The organism is Enterobacter cloacae complex sp. P18RS, from assembly GCF_014982105.1.
Taxonomy (GTDB): Bacteria; Pseudomonadota; Gammaproteobacteria; order Enterobacterales; family Enterobacteriaceae; genus Enterobacter; species Enterobacter hormaechei_C.
Map to the genome: position 1 here is coordinate 19,507 of NZ_JADCKV010000003.1, position 18,306 is coordinate 37,812.

Below are 18,306 nucleotides of genomic sequence, written 5' to 3' on the forward strand. Positions count from 1 at the left end.
CGGATGAACGAACATACGTCGCCTGCATTTTGGCCCGCCCGGGGAAGTCTCCATGAAGGGCGGGCTTTTGTTCTGAAAGAGGATGTCATTTTTACCGTGCTGGCGCAGGAGGGCGGCATCTCCTGGATGAACGGGCGACATCCCCAGTCCGGCGGTTCGTTTATTATTGCCACCGCGGTCAGCGATGAAGAAGAGGAGCGGGCAACGCGGCTGCTGAAAAACGAGTTTGCCCTGCGCGACCGGCTTCATGACGGCTGGGCTATCCGGCCCGTCGCTTCAACCCAGTACCGCGGACGTTTTGCGCTGGTCTACGCGCCGTTCTGCTTTGAACTGCTGGCGTGCCGGGCAGGTAAGGCGATTTCCGGGATCGCCCGCTTTATCGAAATGGCGATCCGCATCTGCGGTCCCCTGCGCCAGATGCATCTGCACAACCTGATCCACGGCGATATCAAACCCGGGGCGTTCTTCGTTCATCACGACGCCACCTGCCGTCTTTGCAGCTTCGGTCTTTCCTGCGGCACCTCCGACGCGTTCTCCCAGTCCCGGCTTGCCGCGTCTGGCGGCACGCCCGCCTACATGTCACCGGAACACACCACGCGTACCCGGCGCGCCGTCGACAGCCGGAGCGATCTCTACAGTCTGGGTATCGTGCTTTATGAACTTCTGACCGGGCGATTGCCGTTTGAACTGAGCGCTGATGACCAGACCAACTGGGCGCATTACCACATTGCCTCTGAGCCGCTTGCGCCGGGGCGGGTGCGCCCGGACGTACCCGGCATGCTGTCGACCATTATCCTTAAGCTGCTGGAGAAGAATCCGGAGAATCGCTATCAGACCGTCGACGGGCTGATTGCCGACCTCAGGCGTTGCCAGGCGACGCTGACCGCCGAAGGTGAGATCGTCGACTTTATTCCCGGCAAGATGGATCGCTCTCCGGCGATCCATCTTGCCGATTCGCTTTTCTCTGCACATCCGCAGGCCAGCGACGTCATCGCCGCGTTTGAGCGGGTCAGCCAGAGCGGTGCGCCGGAACTGGTGACGATTGGGGGGCCTTCGGGGATCGGCAAATCTTCCGTGATCGCCACCACGCTGAAATCGCTGCAACAGCGCAAGGTGCTGCTGGCGGTGGGCAAGGTCGATCAATATTCTCCCACGCTGCCCTACGGCGTGCTGAGTTCGGCGTTTCGGACGCTCACGCTGCACCTGCTCGGGCTGCCAGCCGGGGAGGTAGCGACGTGGAAAATCCGCCTGTCGCGGGCGCTGGAAGGCTTCGAGGAGCTGGCCGTTAGCCTGGTGCCGGAGCTGAATTTACTCCTTGAGAACAAACCGCGTTTCTCTGCGGATACCTTTTCCATCGACGCGCGGGCGCGCTTCAGCCATATGGTGCTGGCGCTGGTGAAAACCTTCGCCACCCAGGGCGCGCCGCTGGTGCTGCTGCTGGATAATGTGCAGTGGATCGACGCCGCCAGCCTGCAAACGCTCGATCACCTGCTGCGCGCCTGCGGCGCCATCCCGCTGCTGGTGGTGGTGGCGCACCGCGATCTCAGTTCGCTTTCTGAGCCCACCTTGCAGACCGCGCTGGCGAGCCTGCCGGAGGCGGCGCAACACGCCACGACGATCGTGCCGCAGCCGCTGTCGGTGAAGGCCGTGGCGCGCTGGCTCGGGGGGATTTTTCATGCCCGCAGTACCGGTACCGCCGATCTTGCCACGCTGATCCATGAAAAAACCGGCGGCAACCCGCTGTTCGTGCAGGAATTTTTCCGCCGCATCGTCGATGACGGACTGGTGGTGCACAACAAATATCAGGGGAAATGGCATTACGATCTCCAGGCCATCCGCGCCCGGCACTACACCGAGAACGTGGTGACGCTGGTGCTTGAACAGCTCAAGGAGATGCCCGACGAGACGCGCCGCCTGCTGGGCAGCATCGCCTGCCTCGGCTGCACGGGCGAGCTGGAGATGCTGTGCCGCGTGGTGGGGCGGTCGGCGGCGGAAATCCGCTACGCGCTTCATCCGGCGGTGACCGCTCAGCTGATTGTGCTGACGGAGAAAGAGTACGCTTTTACCCACGATCGGGTGCAGGAAGCCGCCTTTGCCCTGCTGGATGAGGGCGAGAAAAGCCATCTGCACCTGACCACCGCCAGCCTGCTGGCGGATGCCGCGCGGCAGACGGCGGGCAACGAACTGCTGTTCCGCGCGGTTCACCACGTCAGCGCCGCGCTGGACTGCATCCAGCCTGCACCCCAGCGGCAGCGATTCCGGGAGCTGAGCCTTCAGGCCGCGCGGCGTGCGAAGCGTACCGGCGATTACCTTTCCGCCTTAAGCTATATCCAGACCGCCAGAGCGCTGGGGAATGCGGGCCCGGTCTCGGACTTTATGCTGGATATCGAAGAGGCGGGCTGTGAGTTTGCGCTCGGACACCTGGAGCGCACGCGTGCGCTGTGCGATGCGATCCTCGGTTCACCGGGCGGGCTGACGGAGAAAGCGCTGGCCGCCAACCTGCTGGCGGAAGTTTATATGCGCCAGTCGGAGATCCGCCTGGCGCTGGAGGCGTCGTTATGCTGGCTGGGCGTGTTCGGGATCCAGATCAGCCGCTACCCGGAAAATGCCGAATGTGACGAGGCCTGGCAGCAGTTCTGTCAACGCACCGCCGACGCGCCGCAGAACCCGTTTTCTCAGCTTAAGCTGATGGAGAACGCAGAGACCGAAGCGGTGATGAACCTGCTTTACAGCGCCAGTATTTTCGCCAGCTTTACCTGCCCGCGCCTGCACTTTTTACTCCTGTGCCGGATGATGCACCTCACGCTCGATCACGGCATAACCGGTGCTTCCACCACGGCGATGGCCTGGTTTGGCGTGCTGATTGGCCACCGCTACGCCGAATACCGTCTCGGGTTTGAGTACGGCACGCTGGCTCGTGAGCTGGTGAACCGCCACGGCTATGATGCCTATGAAGCCAAAACTCTGCTGCCGCTCGACCAGCTCAGCGTCTGGACCCAGCCGCTGTCGTACACTATCGAGTGCGCCAAGGCCTGCTTTACCTCAGCGGTGACCCACGGCGACATGACGATGGCCTGCTTCGCGGCCTGTCATCAGATCATTAACTTCCTCTCCCGGGGCGACCATCTGGATGGCGTGCTGACCAGCATCGATCGCGGTCTGGCCTTTGTGCGCAAAACGGATTACCAGGACATTGAAACCGTTCTGCACATTCAGCGCCGCTACGTGGAGTTTTTACGCACGCCGGTGACGGGCCCATGGAGCGCCGCCCAGGCGCTGCCTGACGATCTGCTGCCCGCGCCGCCGGAGCAGGCGCCCGAGCAGACCTCGACCATGCTCTTCTGGTACTGGCTCTATCGCGGGATGGCGCACTTTTCCTGCGGCGAATACGCCGACGCACAGGCGGATTTAGAAATGGCGGGCTGGTATGCGTGGTCCGCGCCGGGTCATATTCATCTGCTGGATTACCATTTTTACAGCGCGCTGGCGCTCTCCCGCCAGCTCACGCCGGAAACCTTTTCGGCGGATTATCGCCGCAGTATTCATCACCATTACGACAAAATAGCCCTCTGGGCGCGGATCAATCCGGGCACGTTTGCCGATAAAGAGGCGCTGATTTATGCCGAAATCGTCCGTCTGGACGGCATGAACAGCATCGCGCTGGAGCAGTATGAAAAAGCGGTGCGACTCTCGCGGGAGGGCGGGTTTAACCCGATCAATGCCCTGTCGCACGAGCTGGCCGGGCGTTTCTCGCTGGCCTGCGGCTACCCGACCGCCTCCGACGCCCATTTCCGCGGCGCGATTGCCGCCTGGGGGCGCGTCGGGGCGCAGGCCAAGGTGCGCCAGCTGGAGCAGGATTTCCCCCATCTGCTGGCCTCCGGGCAGAGCCGCGCGTATGACACGGCGGCGTTTGCCCAGAACGAGGTGATCCGCGATTTACAGAGCGTCATCAAAGCCTCACGCGCCTTATCCGAAGAGATCAACCTTGAACGTTTAATCGAAAACCTGATGACGCTGCTGCTTGAACGGGCCGGGGCGCAGCGTGGCCTGCTGCTGCGTGTCAGCGATAATCACATCCCGGAGATTGAAGCCAGCGCCTGGACCAGTACCGACGGCGTGCGGGTGCGCATCCTGAAAGCGTCACCGATGGCGACGGACATGCCGCTGTCGGTGCTGGCCGCGGTGATCCGCACCGGGCAGGAGATCCGCACCGGCAAACCGGAGGAGTTCCACCCGTTCAGCCAGGATCCGTATCTGGTGACGTCCGGCGCCGCCGTGATGTGCGTGCCGATGTTCAAACAGGCGCGGCTGGTGGGGATTCTGTATCTGGAAAACCGCCTGATGCCGGAGGTGTTTACCGCCGAACATTCGCGCGTGGTCAGCCTGCTGGGCGCGCAGGCGGCGGTTTCGCTGGAGACGGCGCGGCTCTACGCCGAGCTGCTGGCGGAAAACATCCAGCGCCGACGGGTGGAGAAAGAGCTGCGCGCCAGCCAGACCTCACTGATGCTGGGCGAGCAGATCAGCCATACCGGCAGCTGGCGCTGGGAACTGGTGCAGGATCTGATGTTTATGTCCGAAGAGTACGCCCGTATCCTTGGCCTGCCGGAACAGCAAAAGATGATCTCAATGGCGGAGTTTTTGACCTTCGTGCATGAGGATGATTATGGCCGGATCAGCACCCTCGTTAATCAGAGCGTGCGTGACGGGCTGTCGATGCGCGCGGAGTTTCGCATCATCCGCACCGACGGCTCCGTTCGTTACATCCTCGGGATTGGCGATCCGGTGGGGGTGGGCAGCGAGGTGAATGAGTATTACGGCATCATTACCGACATCACCAGCCAGCGGGCGGCGGAGGATGCGATGCGGGTGGCGCAGGCGGATCTGGCGCGGGTCTCACGAGCCACTACCGTCGGGCAACTGACCTCCTCGATCGCGCACGAGATCAACCAGCCGCTGATGTCGATTGTCTCGAACGCCGGCGCAAGCCTGCGCTGGCTCAACCGCGATCCGGCGCGGCTGGAAAAAGTGCGCGAGGGGCTGGAGGAGATCGCCGCCGAGGGCGAGCGGGCAGGGGAGATCATCCGCAGCATTCAGTCTCTGACGCGCAAACAGGACCCCACGTTTACGCGAATCGATCTGCACTTCCTGATCCACCACATCATTATGCTTTCCCGCAGCGAACTTGAGCTGCGACACATAAGCGTTGATTATCTTCTGAACGCTGACGACAGCTTTATCATCGGCGACAGCGTGCAGATCCAGCAGGTGTTGCTTAACCTGGTGATGAATGCGATGGAAGCGATGGCGGAAGTGACGGATCGCCCGTGCAGCATCACGATCGCCACCGCGAACTGCGCTGAGGGGAAGGTGATTTTCGAGATCGCCGATACCGGCAGCGGCATTGAGCCGGAGCTCACCGAGCGGATCTTTGACTCGTTCTATTCGACCAAAGCGCAGGGAATGGGCATGGGGCTGACCATCAGCGCCAGCATCATTGAACGGCACCGGGGGAAACTGAGCGCGCGCCGCAGAGAGCCGTACGGCACGGTGTTTACCTTCGCGTTGCCGCTTGCCGGACAGGAGATGTAACGGTTATTCCGCTGGCTGATGTTTGGTCAGGCGCTCGACGGCCCTGACCAGTTCAGCCACGGAGCGGACCTGCATTTTCTCCATCACCCGGCGGCGGTGCACTTTCACCGTAATCTCACTGACGCCCAGCTCGGCGGCGATCTGCTTGTTGAGCTTGCCGCTGACGGCCAGCTCAAGCACCTCATGCTCGCGCGGCGTGAGGGACAGATGGCGCTGTTTCAGGGCGTAGTGCTCTTTGACGCGGGCGGCGTTGTGCTGTGCCAGCCTGAGCGCGGATTCGATGGAGCCGATGAGCGCGCTGGATTCAACGGGCTTAGTGAGAAATTCGTAGGCCCCGCCTTTGATCGCCCGGACGGACATAGGGATGGTGCCGTGGCCGGTGAGAAAGATGATCGGTATTTCCCGCCCGCTGTCTTTCAGCGCATCTGCGACATCAAACCCGGTTATCGTGGGCATTTGCATATCGAGGATCACGCAGGAGGGCAGATCCTCAAAGGGATGGCTGAGAAAGGCCTCTGCTGAGGAAAAGCCAAGGGCATGTATATCCGCAGATTCCAGCAGCCTGACAACGGACTGCCTGACTGTGTCATCGTCATCAACCACATAAACAATGTGTTCCATTCACCGCCCCGGTGTTGATTTAAATGTCGAGGATGTAAACAGTCACTATGGCTACGTAAGAGACTGTTTATGCTGACTTTCATCTTAACACATTAAATATCATTATCATTTAGCAATATGATAACCATATGAAGTATAGCGAGCTTGAGCGGAGGCGATGAAGGAACGAAACGCTGTTTTTATGCACCGACAAGCTCAATACGGTTGCCGTCCGGGTCCGCAATCACCGCTTCATAGAAACCGTCCCCGGTCATACGCGGGGCGCTGAGCAGGGAGCCGCTTGCCTGCGCCTGCGCTGCCATACTGTCCACCTGCGCTTTGCTGCCGACGTTGATGGCGATATGCGCCCAGCCGACAAATTCCGGGTGCGAAGGTGCACTGGGCAGGCCCGGCAGCGTCATCAGCTCGATGGTCGGCCCGTCATCCAGGGTAATAAAGTGAGATTTAAACCCCGGACGATTTTTGCTGACGTAGCGGTCATTACTGCGGCCGCCAAACACCGTTTCCCAGAACTGAACCTGCGCGTCCAGGCTGCGGGTCCAGAGTGCGACATGTGCAATATTCATAAGATCCCTCGTTATTTGTCTGTGAGGACTTTCACCGGTAAAACAGGCTACACTCTGGTTTTGAGCGCGACAAGCTGAGGAAACAACAATGCACTACACACTGAAAGAAAGCGACAAGGAAAAAGCGGAAGGAACAAACGGCGCGGGCGCTCTACAGCAAAAACTGCTGGAATCCCGTTCGATTGTCATCTCCGGAGAGATTAACCAGGAGCTGGCCCAGAAGGTCATCACTCAGATGATCCTGCTGCAAAGCGTCAGCAACGATCCGATCAAGCTGTACATCAACAGTCAGGGCGGCCATGTAGAAGCGGGCGACACCATCCACGACTTCATTAAGTTTATCCGTCCGGAAGTGCATGTGATCGGCACCGGCTGGGTGGCGAGCGCCGGGATCACCATCTTCCTGGCGGCGAAAAAAGAGCACCGCTACGCTCTGCCGAATACCCGCTTTATGATCCACCAGCCGCTGGGCGGCGTGCGCGGTCAGGCAACGGATATCGAAATCGAAGCGCGCGAGATCATCCGCATGCTGGAGCGCGTGAACAAGCTGATTGCTGACGCCACCGGCCAGCCGCTGGAGAAAGTGAAGAAAGACACCGACCGTAACTTCTGGATGTCACCGGCGGAAGCGCTGGACTACGGCATCGTGGGTAAACTGATTACCCATTATGACGAGCTGAACCTGGATTAAGTTTAAGCCCGCGTGTGCGTCGGGTGACGGCTTCGCCTTACCCGACCTACGCGCGCTCGATTGACCCATGACAAGTTCCCCCCTCGCTGTCTCTTCTATAATCGCGCCTGTCTCCCCTCTCACTGGTGCTACCCATGGCGTATCAACTGAACCTGAACTGGCCGGAATTTCTTGAAAAATACTGGCAAAAACAACCCGTTGTGCTGAAAAATGCCTTCCCGAATTTTGTCGACCCCATTACCCCTGATGAACTGGCGGGTCTGGCGATGGAGCCGGAAGTTGATAGCCGCCTGGTAAGCCATGCTAACGGCAAGTGGCAGGCGAGCAATGGCCCGTTTGAGCATTTCGATAACCTCGGTGAAACCGGCTGGTCCCTGCTGGCGCAGGCGGTGAACCACTGGCATATGCCCGCAGCAGAGCTGGTGCGTCCGTTCCGCGTCCTGCCGGACTGGCGTCTCGATGACCTGATGATCTCCTTCTCCGTCCCGGGTGGCGGCGTTGGGCCGCATATCGATCAGTACGATGTGTTTATTATCCAGGGGATGGGCAGCCGCCGCTGGCGCGTGGGGGACAAGCTGCCGATGCGTCAGTTCTGTCCGCATCCGGCCCTGCTGCACGTCGATCCGTTTGAGCCGATCATCGACGAAGATCTGGCCCCGGGCGATATCCTCTACATTCCGCCTGGATTCCCGCATGACGGCTTCACCCATGAAACCGCGCTCAACTACTCTGTCGGTTTCCGCGGGCCGAACGGTCGCGATCTGATCAGCAGCTTTGCCGACTACGCGCTGGAGAACGATCTGGGCGGCGAACATTACAGCGATCCGGATCTGACCTGCCGCGAACACCCTGGCCGCGTGGAGCAGTACGAGCTCGATCGCATTCGCCAGATGATGATCGACATGATTAGCAAGCCAGATGATTTTACGAAATGGTTTGGCAGCTTCGTCTCCACGCCGCGTCACGAGCTGGATATTGCCGCCGCCGAGCCGCCGTATTCCGCAGAAGAGGTGCTCGACGCGCTGCAAGGGGGCGAAACGCTCTCCCGCCTGAGCGGGCTGCGCGTGCTGAACATCAACGGCAGCGTCTTTATCAACAGCGAACAGCTGGAAACGGCGGATGTGAACGGGGCGGACGCGCTGTGCCGCTTCACCGAGCTCGGCCAGGCTGAGCTGGGCGATGCGCTGAATAATCCGGCGTTTGTGGAAGAGCTGACCGGTTTGATTAACCAGGGCTACTGGTTCTTCGACGAGTAACAGCAGGCGGCGTTTAGTCAGGCTAAACGCCGCCAGGTTCAGACCAGCATATTACAGGCCTTCCAGTAGTTAAGAAGCCGCTCATCGTCGCGCTCTTTCTCCGCTTTGATTTTCATCGCCCGGGCAAGATTTTCTCGCGATACTTCATGGCCTTTTTGCACGATGTCTAAAACCGCTTCACCAAGAGCCAGTGAAATTTCTGCCCGATTATTGCGAATCGTCATAAATACCTCCTCGTTGGTTGCGATAATTTAATTATGAACGGGAAATAATCAGTCGGTAATAATTCATCTCATTCTTATTTTTTCATTTCGGCGTTAAGTAGACTTAATATTCGGTTCTGTCAATGATGTTTCAAAATGCTAATAAGACGTTTAAGCCTGAATTTATGCGCTACAGTTAATTTCGTGCAACAGGCAAATAACCGAAACAGGAGAATAATTATGGTAGATAAAAGCGCAATTAAGGATCACACTCAGGTTGTCGCCAGCTGCGGAACGCACGTCGGGGTTGTGGACCATCTTGATGGTGAGCGTATCAAGCTTGCGAAGAGCGATCCGGAATCGGGCGGCAAGCACCACTTTATTCCTCTCGGCTGGGTTGATAAGGTCGAAGATAATAAAGTTGTCCTGACCAAAAACCATAAAGAGGTTTTTGCTGAGTGGCAGGAAGCATAAATATATTTCTCGCAAGGAAATATATGCCTTCGCTCCGGCTTCGTCCGGAGCGTAATAGTGTCTGCGCCCGGTGATTGCTGCCATTACAAATGGATGGTACTGTTTTGCCTGTCCTTTCCCCGATGCAGGCCCCAAATGATGCTCCAGAGTGAAAATAGATCAGCGAAACGCATATTTTTTGTTGAAGATTTTCAGGTATTCGGCGAGCGCTACGGCATCGACTACCGTTTCCCCCAGTTAAAAGAGGCGCAGGTCAGCGGCAGCCCCGTGTTGCAGGGGAATGTTGAAGAGATGATGCTCTCGTCCGGCATTTCGCTGACCCACTCCGACGTACGTGTATTACAGCCCTATGAAACCACCTCTCGCCACAGCAGCCCGCTCTATATGCTGGTGGTGCTGGAAGGGTGCGTGACGCTCACGCTCAATGGTATCAATTATCCCGTCCGCCCGGGCATGGCGTTCAGCTCACGTCTGAGTGAAGATCAGGTGATGAGCGCGCGTCACGATGCCGACAGCACGCTGAAAACGCTCTCGTTTGGCGTCTACCCGCACGATGCCGGACGTGAAGCCCTGCTTGAGTCATTGCTTCTGGAATGGCAAAGCCTGAATGCACCCGCGTTTGTCTGGCAGGTTCCCGAGTTTGTGATGTCAGGTATTCTGCATGCGCAGCGGCAGGGGGGAAGCGTGCTCTCACGCAAGCTGTTGCTGGAGGGGCTGATGTATCAGCTGCTCGGCCATGGCCTCAACCAGCGCCAGCAGCCTTGCCCGCGCCGGCCTGAGCATGCGCGTCTTGAACGCGTGCGGAGCCTGCTGGAACAGTCTCCTGAACGGGATCATACTCTCGCGCAGCTGGCAGCCCTTGCCGCAATGAGCCCAAGCAGCCTGCGCAGCAAGTTCCGTCAGCGCTACGGCTGCACGCTCTTCGATTACCTTCGCGACTGTCGCCTTGCGCTGGCGCGCCGCTATCTGCTGGAAGGCCACAGCGTGCAGCAGGCGGCTTGGATGTGCGGGTATCAGCATGCCACCAACTTTGCCACCGCGTTTCGTCGTCATTACGGGATTTCACCGGGGGACGTGCGCAAACTCCGCTAACGTAATTTCTCCTGTCGCGCGAATGCATTTCGTGTGGTTTAGCATCGCGCATACGTAACCTGGCGGCACGCATAGCCGTTTGCACTCTCAAAAAGGTAATAATTCTTATTAACAATAAGAAATATCTCTGGAGAGGGATATGTTTGCTAAATCGCGTCTGGCACTGCTGGTGGGATGGGTTACCGGTAGCGTTGCTTTTCCTTTACTGGCGCAGGATGCCCAAAAAACTGACACCGTGGTGGTGACCTCGCAGATGCAGTCTGCGGCCACCAAGCTTGAAACACCAGATATTGAAACCCCGCAGTCGGTCTCTATCGTCACTCGCGAGCAGTTCGAAGAGCAGGGCGCAACCAGCGTGCGTCAGGCCGTGAGCTACACGCCGGGGGTCTACAGCAACCAGATCGGGGCGTCAAACCGCTTTGACTACATGGTGCTGCGCGGCTTCTCGGACGGCAGCCTGGACAACGTCTACCTCGACGGCCTGAAGATGATGGGCGACACCAACTCCCACAGCTCGCTGGTGGTTGACCCGTGGTTCCTGGACAGTATCGAAGTCGTGCGCGGTCCGGCCTCCGTGCTCTATGGCCGCTCATCGCCGGGCGGGATTGTGGCGCTCACCTCCCGTAAGCCATCGTTCGATCCTGGCGGGGAGATCAAGCTCTTCGCCGGTAACAATAACCAGCGTGGGGCGATGTTCGACGTCACTGGCCCGGTTGATGATAACGACCGCGTGGCGGTGCGCCTCAGCGGGATGACCCGCTATGCCGATTCCCAGTTCGATCCGCTGAAGGAAGAGCGTTACGCCCTGATGCCGAGCCTGACCTGGCGTATCACCGACAACACCCGTCTGGATCTGATGGCCTACCTGCACCGCGATCCGGAAGGCGGCAGCCACTCCGGCCTGCCATATGAGGGCACCGTTGTACCGCACAGCGGTAAGAAAATCTCCAACACCTTCTTCGAGGGCGAGGACGATTACGACAAGTACGATCGTCGGGAAAACATGGTCGGCTATAACATTGAGCACCTGTTTGACAGCGGCTGGTCCGTGCGCCAGAAGCTGCGCTACCTGCACACCAAAGTCGAGCTGAACCAGGTGTATGCCGCAGGCTGGCTGAATGACACCGAGCTGAACCGCGGCTATTCCGGCTCCGACGAGAAGATGAACGCCATCACCCTGGATAACCAGGTCGACGGCAGCTTCGATACCGGGGCGGTAAACCACCGCGTGCTGATCGGCATGGACTACCAGGACCGCACCAACAACGTCACTGGCTACTACGGCGGCTTCCCGCCGATTGACGCTTTCCATCCTGTTTACGGCGCGAAGCCGGACTACATCACCCAGTACAGCAGGGAAAAACACAAGCTGCGCCAGACCGGCTACTACCTACAGGATCAGATGTCCATTGACCGCTGGCGCCTCACGCTGGGCGGGCGTTACGACCAGGTGAGCGTGTCGAACGTCGACAACTTCAACCACACCCGCAGCGATCTGGATAAAAATAACTTCAGCAGCCGCGCGGCGCTGCTGTATCTGTTTGATAACGGCGTCGCGCCGTACGTCAGCTACTCTACCGCCTTTACGCCGACCAGCTTTGCCGACGAGCAGGGCAACATTTTGGATCCGATGAAGGGCAAGCAGTGGGAAGCGGGTGTGAAGTATGAGCCGGAGGGGATGAACAGCCAGTTCAGCGCCTCGGTGTTCCGCATTAACCAGAAGAACATTGCCACTAAAGAGGAGCCGACCGATCCGTACCGTTCCATCGGTGAAATCGAATCCGAAGGCGTTGAACTGGAGGCGATTGGTCAGCTGACCGACAGCCTGCGTATGCAGGCCGCGTACACCTACACGGATATTCGCTACAAGAAGAGCAGCCCGGAAGAGGAGGGCAAGCGCGCCGTTTATGCCCCGCGTAACATGGCCAGCGCCTGGCTGAGTTACGACGTCAAAACCGGCCCTCTGGATGGCCTGACCGTCGGCTCCGGCGTGCGCTATGTCAACGGGATCGCCAGCGATCGCCAGAACACCCATACGCTTCCGTCGTACACGCTGGTGGATATGACCGTGGGGTATGACCTGTCGAAAGTGGGGCTCACGGGCGTGAGCGCGCAGTTGAACGTCAATAACCTGACAGACAGAAGCTACGTCGCGGCGTGTAACTCGCTCTCTTACTGCTACTTCGGTGCAGAACGCAGCATTGTGGGCAGCGTTTCGTGGAAGTTCTGAGTCGTTGACCATTGCCCGGTGGCGGTTTCCACCCTCTCCCTTTGGGAGAGGGTTGGGGTGAGGGCAACAGGCCGCACTACTCCTCCATCGCAATCACAATTGCCTCGCCCATCTTCCTCAGCGCTTCGCGGTTCTTCTCCGTCGGCGGCAACGCCACGTTGATCCGCAGGCAGTTGCGGTACTTCCCGGAGGCAGAAAACAGCGACCCGGCCGCAGCCTGGATCTTCAGACGGCACAGCTGCTTGCTGACGCACACCATATCGACCGTCTCCGGCAGCTCAACCCACAGCAGGAAGCTTCCTTGCGGGCGGGTGACGCATATCTCTGCCGGAAAATACTGCCGCACCCAGCAGGTATAGGTTTCCATATTCTGCTGATAAATCTGACGCATACGGCGCACGTGGCGATGGTAATGGCCGTCGCGAATAAACGCCGCCACCGCCATCTGCGTGCCCGGCACGTTAAACCCGCCCGCGGCGTACTTCATGTGCATCACCCGGTCGTAATAGCGCCCCGGCACGATCCAGCCGACGCGCAGGCCCGGCGCCACGGTTTTGGTAAACGAGCTGCATAAGAGCACGCGGCCATCTATGTCCATAGAATGAATGGTGCGCGGACGCGGGTACTCCGCCGCCAGCTCGCCGTAAATGTCATCCTCAACAATCACGATATCGTGCCGCTGTGCCAGGGCTAAGACCTGCTTCTTGCGAGACTCCGGCATGATAAACCCGAGCGGGTTATTGCAGTTCGGCACCAGGATCACCGCCTTGATCGGCCATTGCTCCAGCGCCAGCTCTAACGCCTCGATGCTGATCCCGGTCTCGGGATCGGTGGGAATTTCAATGGCCTTGATGTTAAAGCCGCGCAGCATCTGCATGGTGCCGTGAAACGATGGTGACTCGACTGCCACGATGTCACCCGGCTTGCACACCGAGAGCAGAGCGATCGACAGCGCGCCGTGGCAGCCGTTGGTGATGACAATCTCGTTTGCCGCCACGGTGGAGCCGCCATCCAGCATCAGACGGGCGATTTGCTCGCGTAGCTCCAGGCGCCCGTCGAGCACGTCATAGCTCAGCATTTCGCCCGGATTATGCTGCGCAATGCGGCTCATCTCACGCCACAGCGGCTTCAGGCTCGGTTGGTTAATGTCCGGTGAGCCGCCGCCAAAGGAGATCATCTCTTTGTCGGCGCGGGCGTCCAGCAGCATCATCACTTCGTCCCACTGGGTGACGTCCACGGGGCGCTGCACCGGGCGCGTCATCGCCGGGACGGGCGGCTGGGCTTTGCGTTTCGAGACAAAATAGCCGGAGCGCGGCTGAGGCGTAATCAGCTGGCGGTTTTCGAGGATCTGGTAGGCCTGCTGTATGGTGCTGATGCTCACGCCGTGCTCCTGGCTCAGCGTGCGTACCGACGGCAGACGTTCACCGCTGCGATACAGCCCTTGTTCGATACGTTCCGCCAGGAGGTTGGCCAGATGTTGATAGCGCGTCATGCTGTATCCTTTTTTTTCACCATACAGAGCATTAAACCAGTACAGATTGATGGGTAAACCACCATGCAGATACCGTTTTAGCGGATCTGTATGGTAAACAAAAGCAGTTTTTGAATCTGTATTGTACTGGCCGTTTTCCATGATGATAACTCCACTGGCACAGCGAGGAGAGCATCATGGAATTCTACGAGAATCGTTCAAAACGTCCGTTTATCGCGTTTGTCTGGGTAGCGAAAACGCTGCGTAACTGGTATCGCATCAACCGTACCCGCCGTATTCTGAGCCAGATGAGCGACGAGCAGCTCAAGGACGTCGGGTTATCGAGATATGATGTGTGAGCATAGGGTTGCCCGGTGGCGCTACGCTTACCGGGCCTACAGGAGACCGTAGGCCGGGTAAGGCGCAGCCGCCACCCGGCGGTTTTCAGCTCAACAGCGCAAGCGTCTGCCGTTTCGGCCTTTCCAGCAGCTCAACCGCCTCCTGATATGACCGCACGTTGTTATAGCCCATCACCAGCCCGTAGCGTTTGCCCGACCCGCGATACCACGCCGAAAGCGCATTAACCTGCAATTGCTGTTCCTGCCAGCAGCGGGCGATCTCCCGGTCAGCGCTTCCCTTTGCGAGGAACGCGACAATATGCATTCCACCGTCGTTTTGCTCGGTGAAGAACAGATCACCATAGACCTCACGCAGGGCGGCAATCATCCAGTCGCGGCGGGTTTGATAGAGCGCGCGCATCTTTTTCAGATGACGGAAAAAATGCCCCTCGTTGAGAAAGGCTGTGAGGATCTTTTGCGTCAGGACCGGCTGGCCGCTGGTGAGGATGTCCGCGCTGTCGGTAAACGCGCCGACGGTGCTGGCGGGCATCACCACGTAGCCCATGCGCAGTGAAGGCATGATGGTTTTGCTGAAGGTGCCCATAAAGATCACCCTGTCATGCTGGTCGAGGCTTTTCAACGACGGCAGCACTTTGCGGGTGTAGTGAAATTCGCCGTCATAGTCATCTTCGATAATCCACGCCTCGTTTTGTGACGCCCAGTCGAGCAGCTGCTGCTTGCGCGGCAGGGAGAGCGTCACCGCCAGCGGGCTCTGGTGCGACGGGGTAACGATGGCGAAGCGGGCATCGTGGTGATTACGCAGCAGGTAGTCCGTATCCATCCCTGCGCGATCGACCGGCACGGTGTGCAGGCGGGGCACAATGCGCTTGAGCAACTGCTGGCCCATAAAGTAGCCCGGATCCTCAAATACCACCTTATCGCTGCGGCTGGCGAGCGTGTCGAGGATCAGGCGCAGGCTGCCGCTGTAGCCGCTGGTGATCAGCACCTGTTCTGCGGTGCAGGACAACCCGCGCGAGATATTGAGATAGCGGGCAATTGCCTCGCGCAGCGGATACCAGCCCAGCACCGGCGGGTTGAGCATTTCATCCTGACGCATGGCGCGCGTCGCCTGGCCTGCCAGCAGCAGCCATTTTTTATAGGGGAAGCTGTCGAGCGCGGGAATGCCGGGGCGCAGAAAACCGGCCCGTTCGCGCTGGCTAATCAACGACGCCGGCAGCGTGCCGGTCGCTTGTTCTGCCGGAGCGTTTTGCGCGGGCAGCAGAAGATCCGGATTCACCCGCGTGCCGCGCGCGCCCTGGCTTACCAGATATCCTTCCCCCGTCAGAATGGCATAGGCTGTTTCAACGGTTTTTCGCGCGACCTTAAGCTCTTCAGCCAGCACGCGGATGGCAGGCACTTTGTCGCCGGGCTTCAGTACGCCGCGCGTGATGTTATCGCGATAGCGGGTATAAATGTCGTGATAGCCCGGCTTCATGTCCTACCTCATTTCAGGTTTTTTGTGTCTTTTTACTATGTCATTAACGACGTAGATTTGCCTCATCGCATGATAAAAACCGCACAAAAAAGAGGAAAGACAATGAGCACCCGCGTAAACCACCACAAAGCCACACCTGCACTCGCCAACGCGCTTTCCGCCCTGAGCATGGAAGTGGCGAAAACCTCCATTGATCCGGCGCTGAAGCACCTGATCGACATTCGCGTCTCGCAGCTGAACGGCTGTACCTTCTGCCTGGATATGCATTCGAAAGAGGCCAAAATTGCCGGCGAGCGCGAGCTGCGCCTGTACCATCTGGCGGCGTGGCGGGAGTCGCCGCTGTTCAGCGCCCGCGAGAAAGCCGCGCTGGCCTTCACCGAAGCGCTGACCCAGATTGGCGTTCACGGCGTGAGCGACGCGCTGTACCGCAGCGTGGCGGAGCATTTCTCGGACGTGGAAATTTCAGAGCTGAACTTCGCCATCGTAGCGATCAACGCCTGGAACCGCCTGGGCATTACCTCCCGCATGGAGCCGGGCTCGCTGGATGCGGCATATGGGCTGAACAAGGCTAACCTGGAGTAATCCCGCGCTCGCGGATTATCGCCACCAGCGCCCGTAAGCCTGGCGGGACGTGACGATGGCGAGTGGGGGATTCGGGCGTTTATGGAGCCAAGGTCGATTGTGGGCTAAAACCAGCCCGGTGGCGCTGCGCTTACCGGGCCTACAAAACACCGTAGGCCGGATAAGCGCAGCGCCATCCGGCAAACACTTCGCTCCATACCGAAGCATTGTATCTCTTCATTCTGCATTCTCTCCCCAACATCACAACGGAGAGAAAACCATGATCGCAGTCCTTTTCGAAGCCAAAGCCGAACCCGCTTATCAGGCGCGCTATCTGCAACTGGCCGCAGAGCTTAAGCCTTTACTGGCCGACATCGACGGCTTTATTGATATCGAACGGTTCCAGAGCCTGACGACCGACGGCAAAATCCTGTCCCTTTCCTGGTGGCGGGATGAAGAGGCCGTCCGCCGCTGGAAGCAGAATGTCTTCCATCAGGCCGCGCAGGCCGAAGGCCGGGCGTCGATTTTTTCTTTCTACCGTATTCGCGTGGCGCAACTGGTGCGGGAATACAGTTCCGAAACCGGAGGGCACGCGGATGTATGACGTTCATGTGATTTTTAGCGACAGGCCCGGCGAGCTGGCGAGCTTTGGACAACTGTTAGGCCGCAACGGCGTGGGGCTGGAGGGGGGCGGCGTTTTCGGTACGGATGCCCATTTCCTGGTGGAGGACGGGGAAAAAGCCCGCCGTGTGCTGCTCGACGCCGGGTTTACCGTGCAGGCGCTGCGAAAGCCGGTGATCAGAAAGCTTAAGCAGGAGCGTCCTGGCGAGCTGGGTGAAATTGCGGCGGCGCTGGCGGCACGCGGCGTGTCTATCCTGACTCAGTACAGCGACCATGCGAATCACCTTATTCTGCTGACGGATGATGATAAGCTGGCCGCAGAGATCACCGAATCCTGGGCGACGAATGTTAAAGACGAGCTTACCCTCTGATAACAGCGCGATGCTGGAACAGGCCATTGCCGCTGTAGCGGCTGCAATGGCCGATCCGTCGCGCGTGAAGATGCTCTGTGCTCTGATGGACGGGCGGGCGTGGACGGCTACAGAGCTGAGCGTGGCGGCAGACGTTGCGCCGTCGACCGCCAGTGGGCATCTCGCGCGGCTGGTGGAGGGAAAGTTGATTACCTGCCTGTCTCAGGGGCGGCATCGCTACTATCGCCTGGCGGGACACGACGTGGCGGCGCTTGTCGAGCAGATGATGGGGCTCTCCTGGAGCCGCATCACGCCGCCGGAAACCTCCGCGCCAAAAGCCCTGCGCGAAGCACGAACCTGCTACGACCATCTTGCCGGAACGGTGGCGGTACATATCTATGAATTCATGCAGGCGGAAGGCTGGCTTGAGGCAGACGGTTTAGCGCTCACGCTACATGGCCGCGAGCAGTTTCTGAAGCTTGGTATTCCGTTAAATCCCAATACCCGTCGCAAGGCGTGCTGCGCCTGCCTGGACTGGAGCGAGCGGCGGTTTCATCTGGGGGGAGAGGCCGGCGCGGCGCTGCTCATCCACATGGAAAGCAAAGGCTGGATCCAGCGGGTGGCGGGGTACAGGGAGGTGGTGGTGACGGCTTCGGGGAAAAGTGCCGTCAGGAAGCATTTTAGCCGCTAAACGCCGTTGCGGGCTGATGCCCTCACCCCGACCCTCTCCCACAGGGAGAGGGAGAAC

The 18,306-nt window shown here is 59.2% G+C and carries 15 protein-coding genes and 1 pseudogene; 11 read left to right on the plus strand and 5 right to left on the minus strand.

Annotation, left to right across the window (positions count from 1 at the left end; genetic code table 11):
* Positions 1-3 precede the first annotated feature (3 nt).
* On the plus strand, positions 4-5,589 hold the full coding sequence (locus INF61_RS01615; protein WP_193547477.1) for an ATP-binding sensor histidine kinase: 5,586 nt from the start codon (positions 4-6) through the stop codon (positions 5,587-5,589).
* A 3-nt stretch (positions 5,590-5,592) separates the two neighbouring features.
* Here the strand turns inward: INF61_RS01615 and INF61_RS01620 are convergent, their stop codons facing one another.
* Together INF61_RS01620 and INF61_RS01625 are read right to left on the minus strand one after the other, a co-directional pair.
* A complete protein-coding gene (locus INF61_RS01620; RefSeq protein ID WP_017383872.1) occupies positions 5,593-6,210 on the minus strand; it encodes a response regulator transcription factor in 618 nt (205 codons plus the stop codon).
* Positions 6,211-6,389: 179 nt separating this feature from the next.
* A complete protein-coding gene (locus tag INF61_RS01625) occupies positions 6,390-6,776 on the minus strand; it encodes a VOC family protein (protein WP_017383871.1) in 387 nt (128 codons plus the stop codon).
* Positions 6,777-6,861: 85 nt separating this feature from the next.
* Here INF61_RS01625 and INF61_RS01630 point away from each other — a divergent pair.
* A pseudogene (locus tag INF61_RS01630) lies at positions 6,862-7,467 on the plus strand (ATP-dependent Clp protease proteolytic subunit); the annotation flags it as partial.
* Between the two features lie 134 nt (positions 7,468-7,601).
* On the plus strand, positions 7,602-8,723 hold the full coding sequence (locus INF61_RS01635) for a cupin domain-containing protein (protein ID WP_015572567.1): 1,122 nt from the start codon (positions 7,602-7,604) through the stop codon (positions 8,721-8,723).
* A 38-nt stretch (positions 8,724-8,761) separates the two neighbouring features.
* On the opposite strand, the gene INF61_RS01640 is transcribed toward INF61_RS01635, so the two are convergent.
* Positions 8,762-8,947 (minus strand): hypothetical protein, encoded by a 186-nt coding sequence (locus INF61_RS01640; RefSeq protein ID WP_015572568.1) that lies wholly within the window; start codon positions 8,945-8,947, stop codon positions 8,762-8,764.
* 219 nt (positions 8,948-9,166) lie between these two features.
* On the opposite strand from INF61_RS01640, the gene INF61_RS01645 reads away from it, so the two are divergent.
* The 3 genes from INF61_RS01645 to foxA all read left to right on the plus strand — a co-directional run bounded on the left by INF61_RS01645 (position 9,167) and on the right by foxA (position 12,722).
* On the plus strand, positions 9,167-9,400 hold the full coding sequence (locus tag INF61_RS01645; RefSeq protein ID WP_003863067.1) for a DUF2171 domain-containing protein: 234 nt from the start codon (positions 9,167-9,169) through the stop codon (positions 9,398-9,400).
* A gap of 135 nt (positions 9,401-9,535) precedes the next feature.
* Positions 9,536-10,492: an AraC family transcriptional regulator gene (locus INF61_RS01650; protein ID WP_017694577.1), complete on the plus strand. Its 957-nt coding sequence runs from the start codon at positions 9,536-9,538 to the stop codon at positions 10,490-10,492.
* Between the two features lie 139 nt (positions 10,493-10,631).
* The gene (gene foxA, locus INF61_RS01655) at positions 10,632-12,722 is read left to right on the plus strand and encodes a ferrioxamine B receptor FoxA (protein ID WP_045339611.1); all 2,091 of its coding nucleotides are present in this window, start codon (positions 10,632-10,634) and stop codon (positions 12,720-12,722) included.
* 76 nt (positions 12,723-12,798) lie between these two features.
* Here foxA and INF61_RS01660 read toward each other — a convergent pair whose 3' ends face one another.
* Positions 12,799-14,214, minus strand: a complete 1,416-nt coding sequence (locus tag INF61_RS01660) for a PLP-dependent aminotransferase family protein (RefSeq protein ID WP_032668118.1) — start codon at positions 14,212-14,214, stop codon at positions 12,799-12,801.
* A gap of 176 nt (positions 14,215-14,390) precedes the next feature.
* On the opposite strand from INF61_RS01660, the gene INF61_RS01665 reads away from it, so the two are divergent.
* Positions 14,391-14,552, plus strand: a complete 162-nt coding sequence (locus tag INF61_RS01665; protein WP_003863073.1) for a DUF1127 domain-containing protein — start codon at positions 14,391-14,393, stop codon at positions 14,550-14,552.
* 85 nt (positions 14,553-14,637) lie between these two features.
* Here INF61_RS01665 and INF61_RS01670 read toward each other — a convergent pair whose 3' ends face one another.
* Positions 14,638-16,026 carry a PLP-dependent aminotransferase family protein gene (locus INF61_RS01670; protein ID WP_017694575.1) on the minus strand — a complete coding sequence of 463 codons (1,389 nt, stop codon included), beginning with the start codon at positions 16,024-16,026 and terminating at the stop codon, positions 14,638-14,640.
* Positions 16,027-16,128: 102 nt separating this feature from the next.
* Here INF61_RS01670 and INF61_RS01675 point away from each other — a divergent pair, with 102 nt between their 5' ends.
* From INF61_RS01675 to INF61_RS01690, 4 genes are all read left to right on the plus strand, one after another.
* Positions 16,129-16,608, plus strand: a complete 480-nt coding sequence (locus tag INF61_RS01675; protein WP_010427243.1) for a carboxymuconolactone decarboxylase family protein — start codon at positions 16,129-16,131, stop codon at positions 16,606-16,608.
* 259 nt (positions 16,609-16,867) lie between these two features.
* Entirely contained in the window at positions 16,868-17,191 is a 324-nt protein-coding gene (locus tag INF61_RS01680; RefSeq protein WP_045333468.1) for an antibiotic biosynthesis monooxygenase, read from the plus strand.
* Complete coding sequence (locus tag INF61_RS01685; RefSeq protein WP_045350116.1) at positions 17,184-17,579, plus strand: amino acid-binding protein; 396 nt, start codon at positions 17,184-17,186, stop codon at positions 17,577-17,579. Before INF61_RS01680 ends, INF61_RS01685 begins: the two co-directional genes overlap by 8 nt.
* Entirely contained in the window at positions 17,554-18,249 is a 696-nt protein-coding gene (locus tag INF61_RS01690; protein WP_047727861.1) for a helix-turn-helix transcriptional regulator, read from the plus strand. The genes INF61_RS01685 and INF61_RS01690 overlap by 26 nt, the downstream gene beginning before the upstream one ends.
* Positions 18,250-18,306: the final 57 nt, after the last annotated feature.

Bases quoted from the DNA above. Each gene is read 5' to 3' on its own strand.
- INF61_RS01615 (WP_193547477.1), top strand. From the start codon at position 4: ATGAACGAACATACGTCGCCTGCATTTTGGCCCGCCCGGGGAAGTCTC.
- INF61_RS01620 (WP_017383872.1), bottom strand. From the start codon at position 6,210: ATGGAACACATTGTTTATGTGGTTGATGACGATGACACAGTCAGGCAG.
- INF61_RS01625 (WP_017383871.1), bottom strand. From the start codon at position 6,776: ATGAATATTGCACATGTCGCACTCTGGACCCGCAGCCTGGACGCGCAG.
- INF61_RS01635 (WP_015572567.1), top strand. From the start codon at position 7,602: ATGGCGTATCAACTGAACCTGAACTGGCCGGAATTTCTTGAAAAATAC.
- INF61_RS01640 (WP_015572568.1), bottom strand. From the start codon at position 8,947: ATGACGATTCGCAATAATCGGGCAGAAATTTCACTGGCTCTTGGTGAA.
- INF61_RS01645 (WP_003863067.1), top strand. From the start codon at position 9,167: ATGGTAGATAAAAGCGCAATTAAGGATCACACTCAGGTTGTCGCCAGC.
- INF61_RS01650 (WP_017694577.1), top strand. From the start codon at position 9,536: ATGATGCTCCAGAGTGAAAATAGATCAGCGAAACGCATATTTTTTGTT.
- foxA (WP_045339611.1), top strand. From the start codon at position 10,632: ATGTTTGCTAAATCGCGTCTGGCACTGCTGGTGGGATGGGTTACCGGT.
- INF61_RS01660 (WP_032668118.1), bottom strand. From the start codon at position 14,214: ATGACGCGCTATCAACATCTGGCCAACCTCCTGGCGGAACGTATCGAA.
- INF61_RS01665 (WP_003863073.1), top strand. From the start codon at position 14,391: ATGGAATTCTACGAGAATCGTTCAAAACGTCCGTTTATCGCGTTTGTC.
- INF61_RS01670 (WP_017694575.1), bottom strand. From the start codon at position 16,026: ATGAAGCCGGGCTATCACGACATTTATACCCGCTATCGCGATAACATC.
- INF61_RS01675 (WP_010427243.1), top strand. From the start codon at position 16,129: ATGAGCACCCGCGTAAACCACCACAAAGCCACACCTGCACTCGCCAAC.
- INF61_RS01680 (WP_045333468.1), top strand. From the start codon at position 16,868: ATGATCGCAGTCCTTTTCGAAGCCAAAGCCGAACCCGCTTATCAGGCG.
- INF61_RS01685 (WP_045350116.1), top strand. From the start codon at position 17,184: ATGTATGACGTTCATGTGATTTTTAGCGACAGGCCCGGCGAGCTGGCG.
- INF61_RS01690 (WP_047727861.1), top strand. From the start codon at position 17,554: ATGTTAAAGACGAGCTTACCCTCTGATAACAGCGCGATGCTGGAACAG.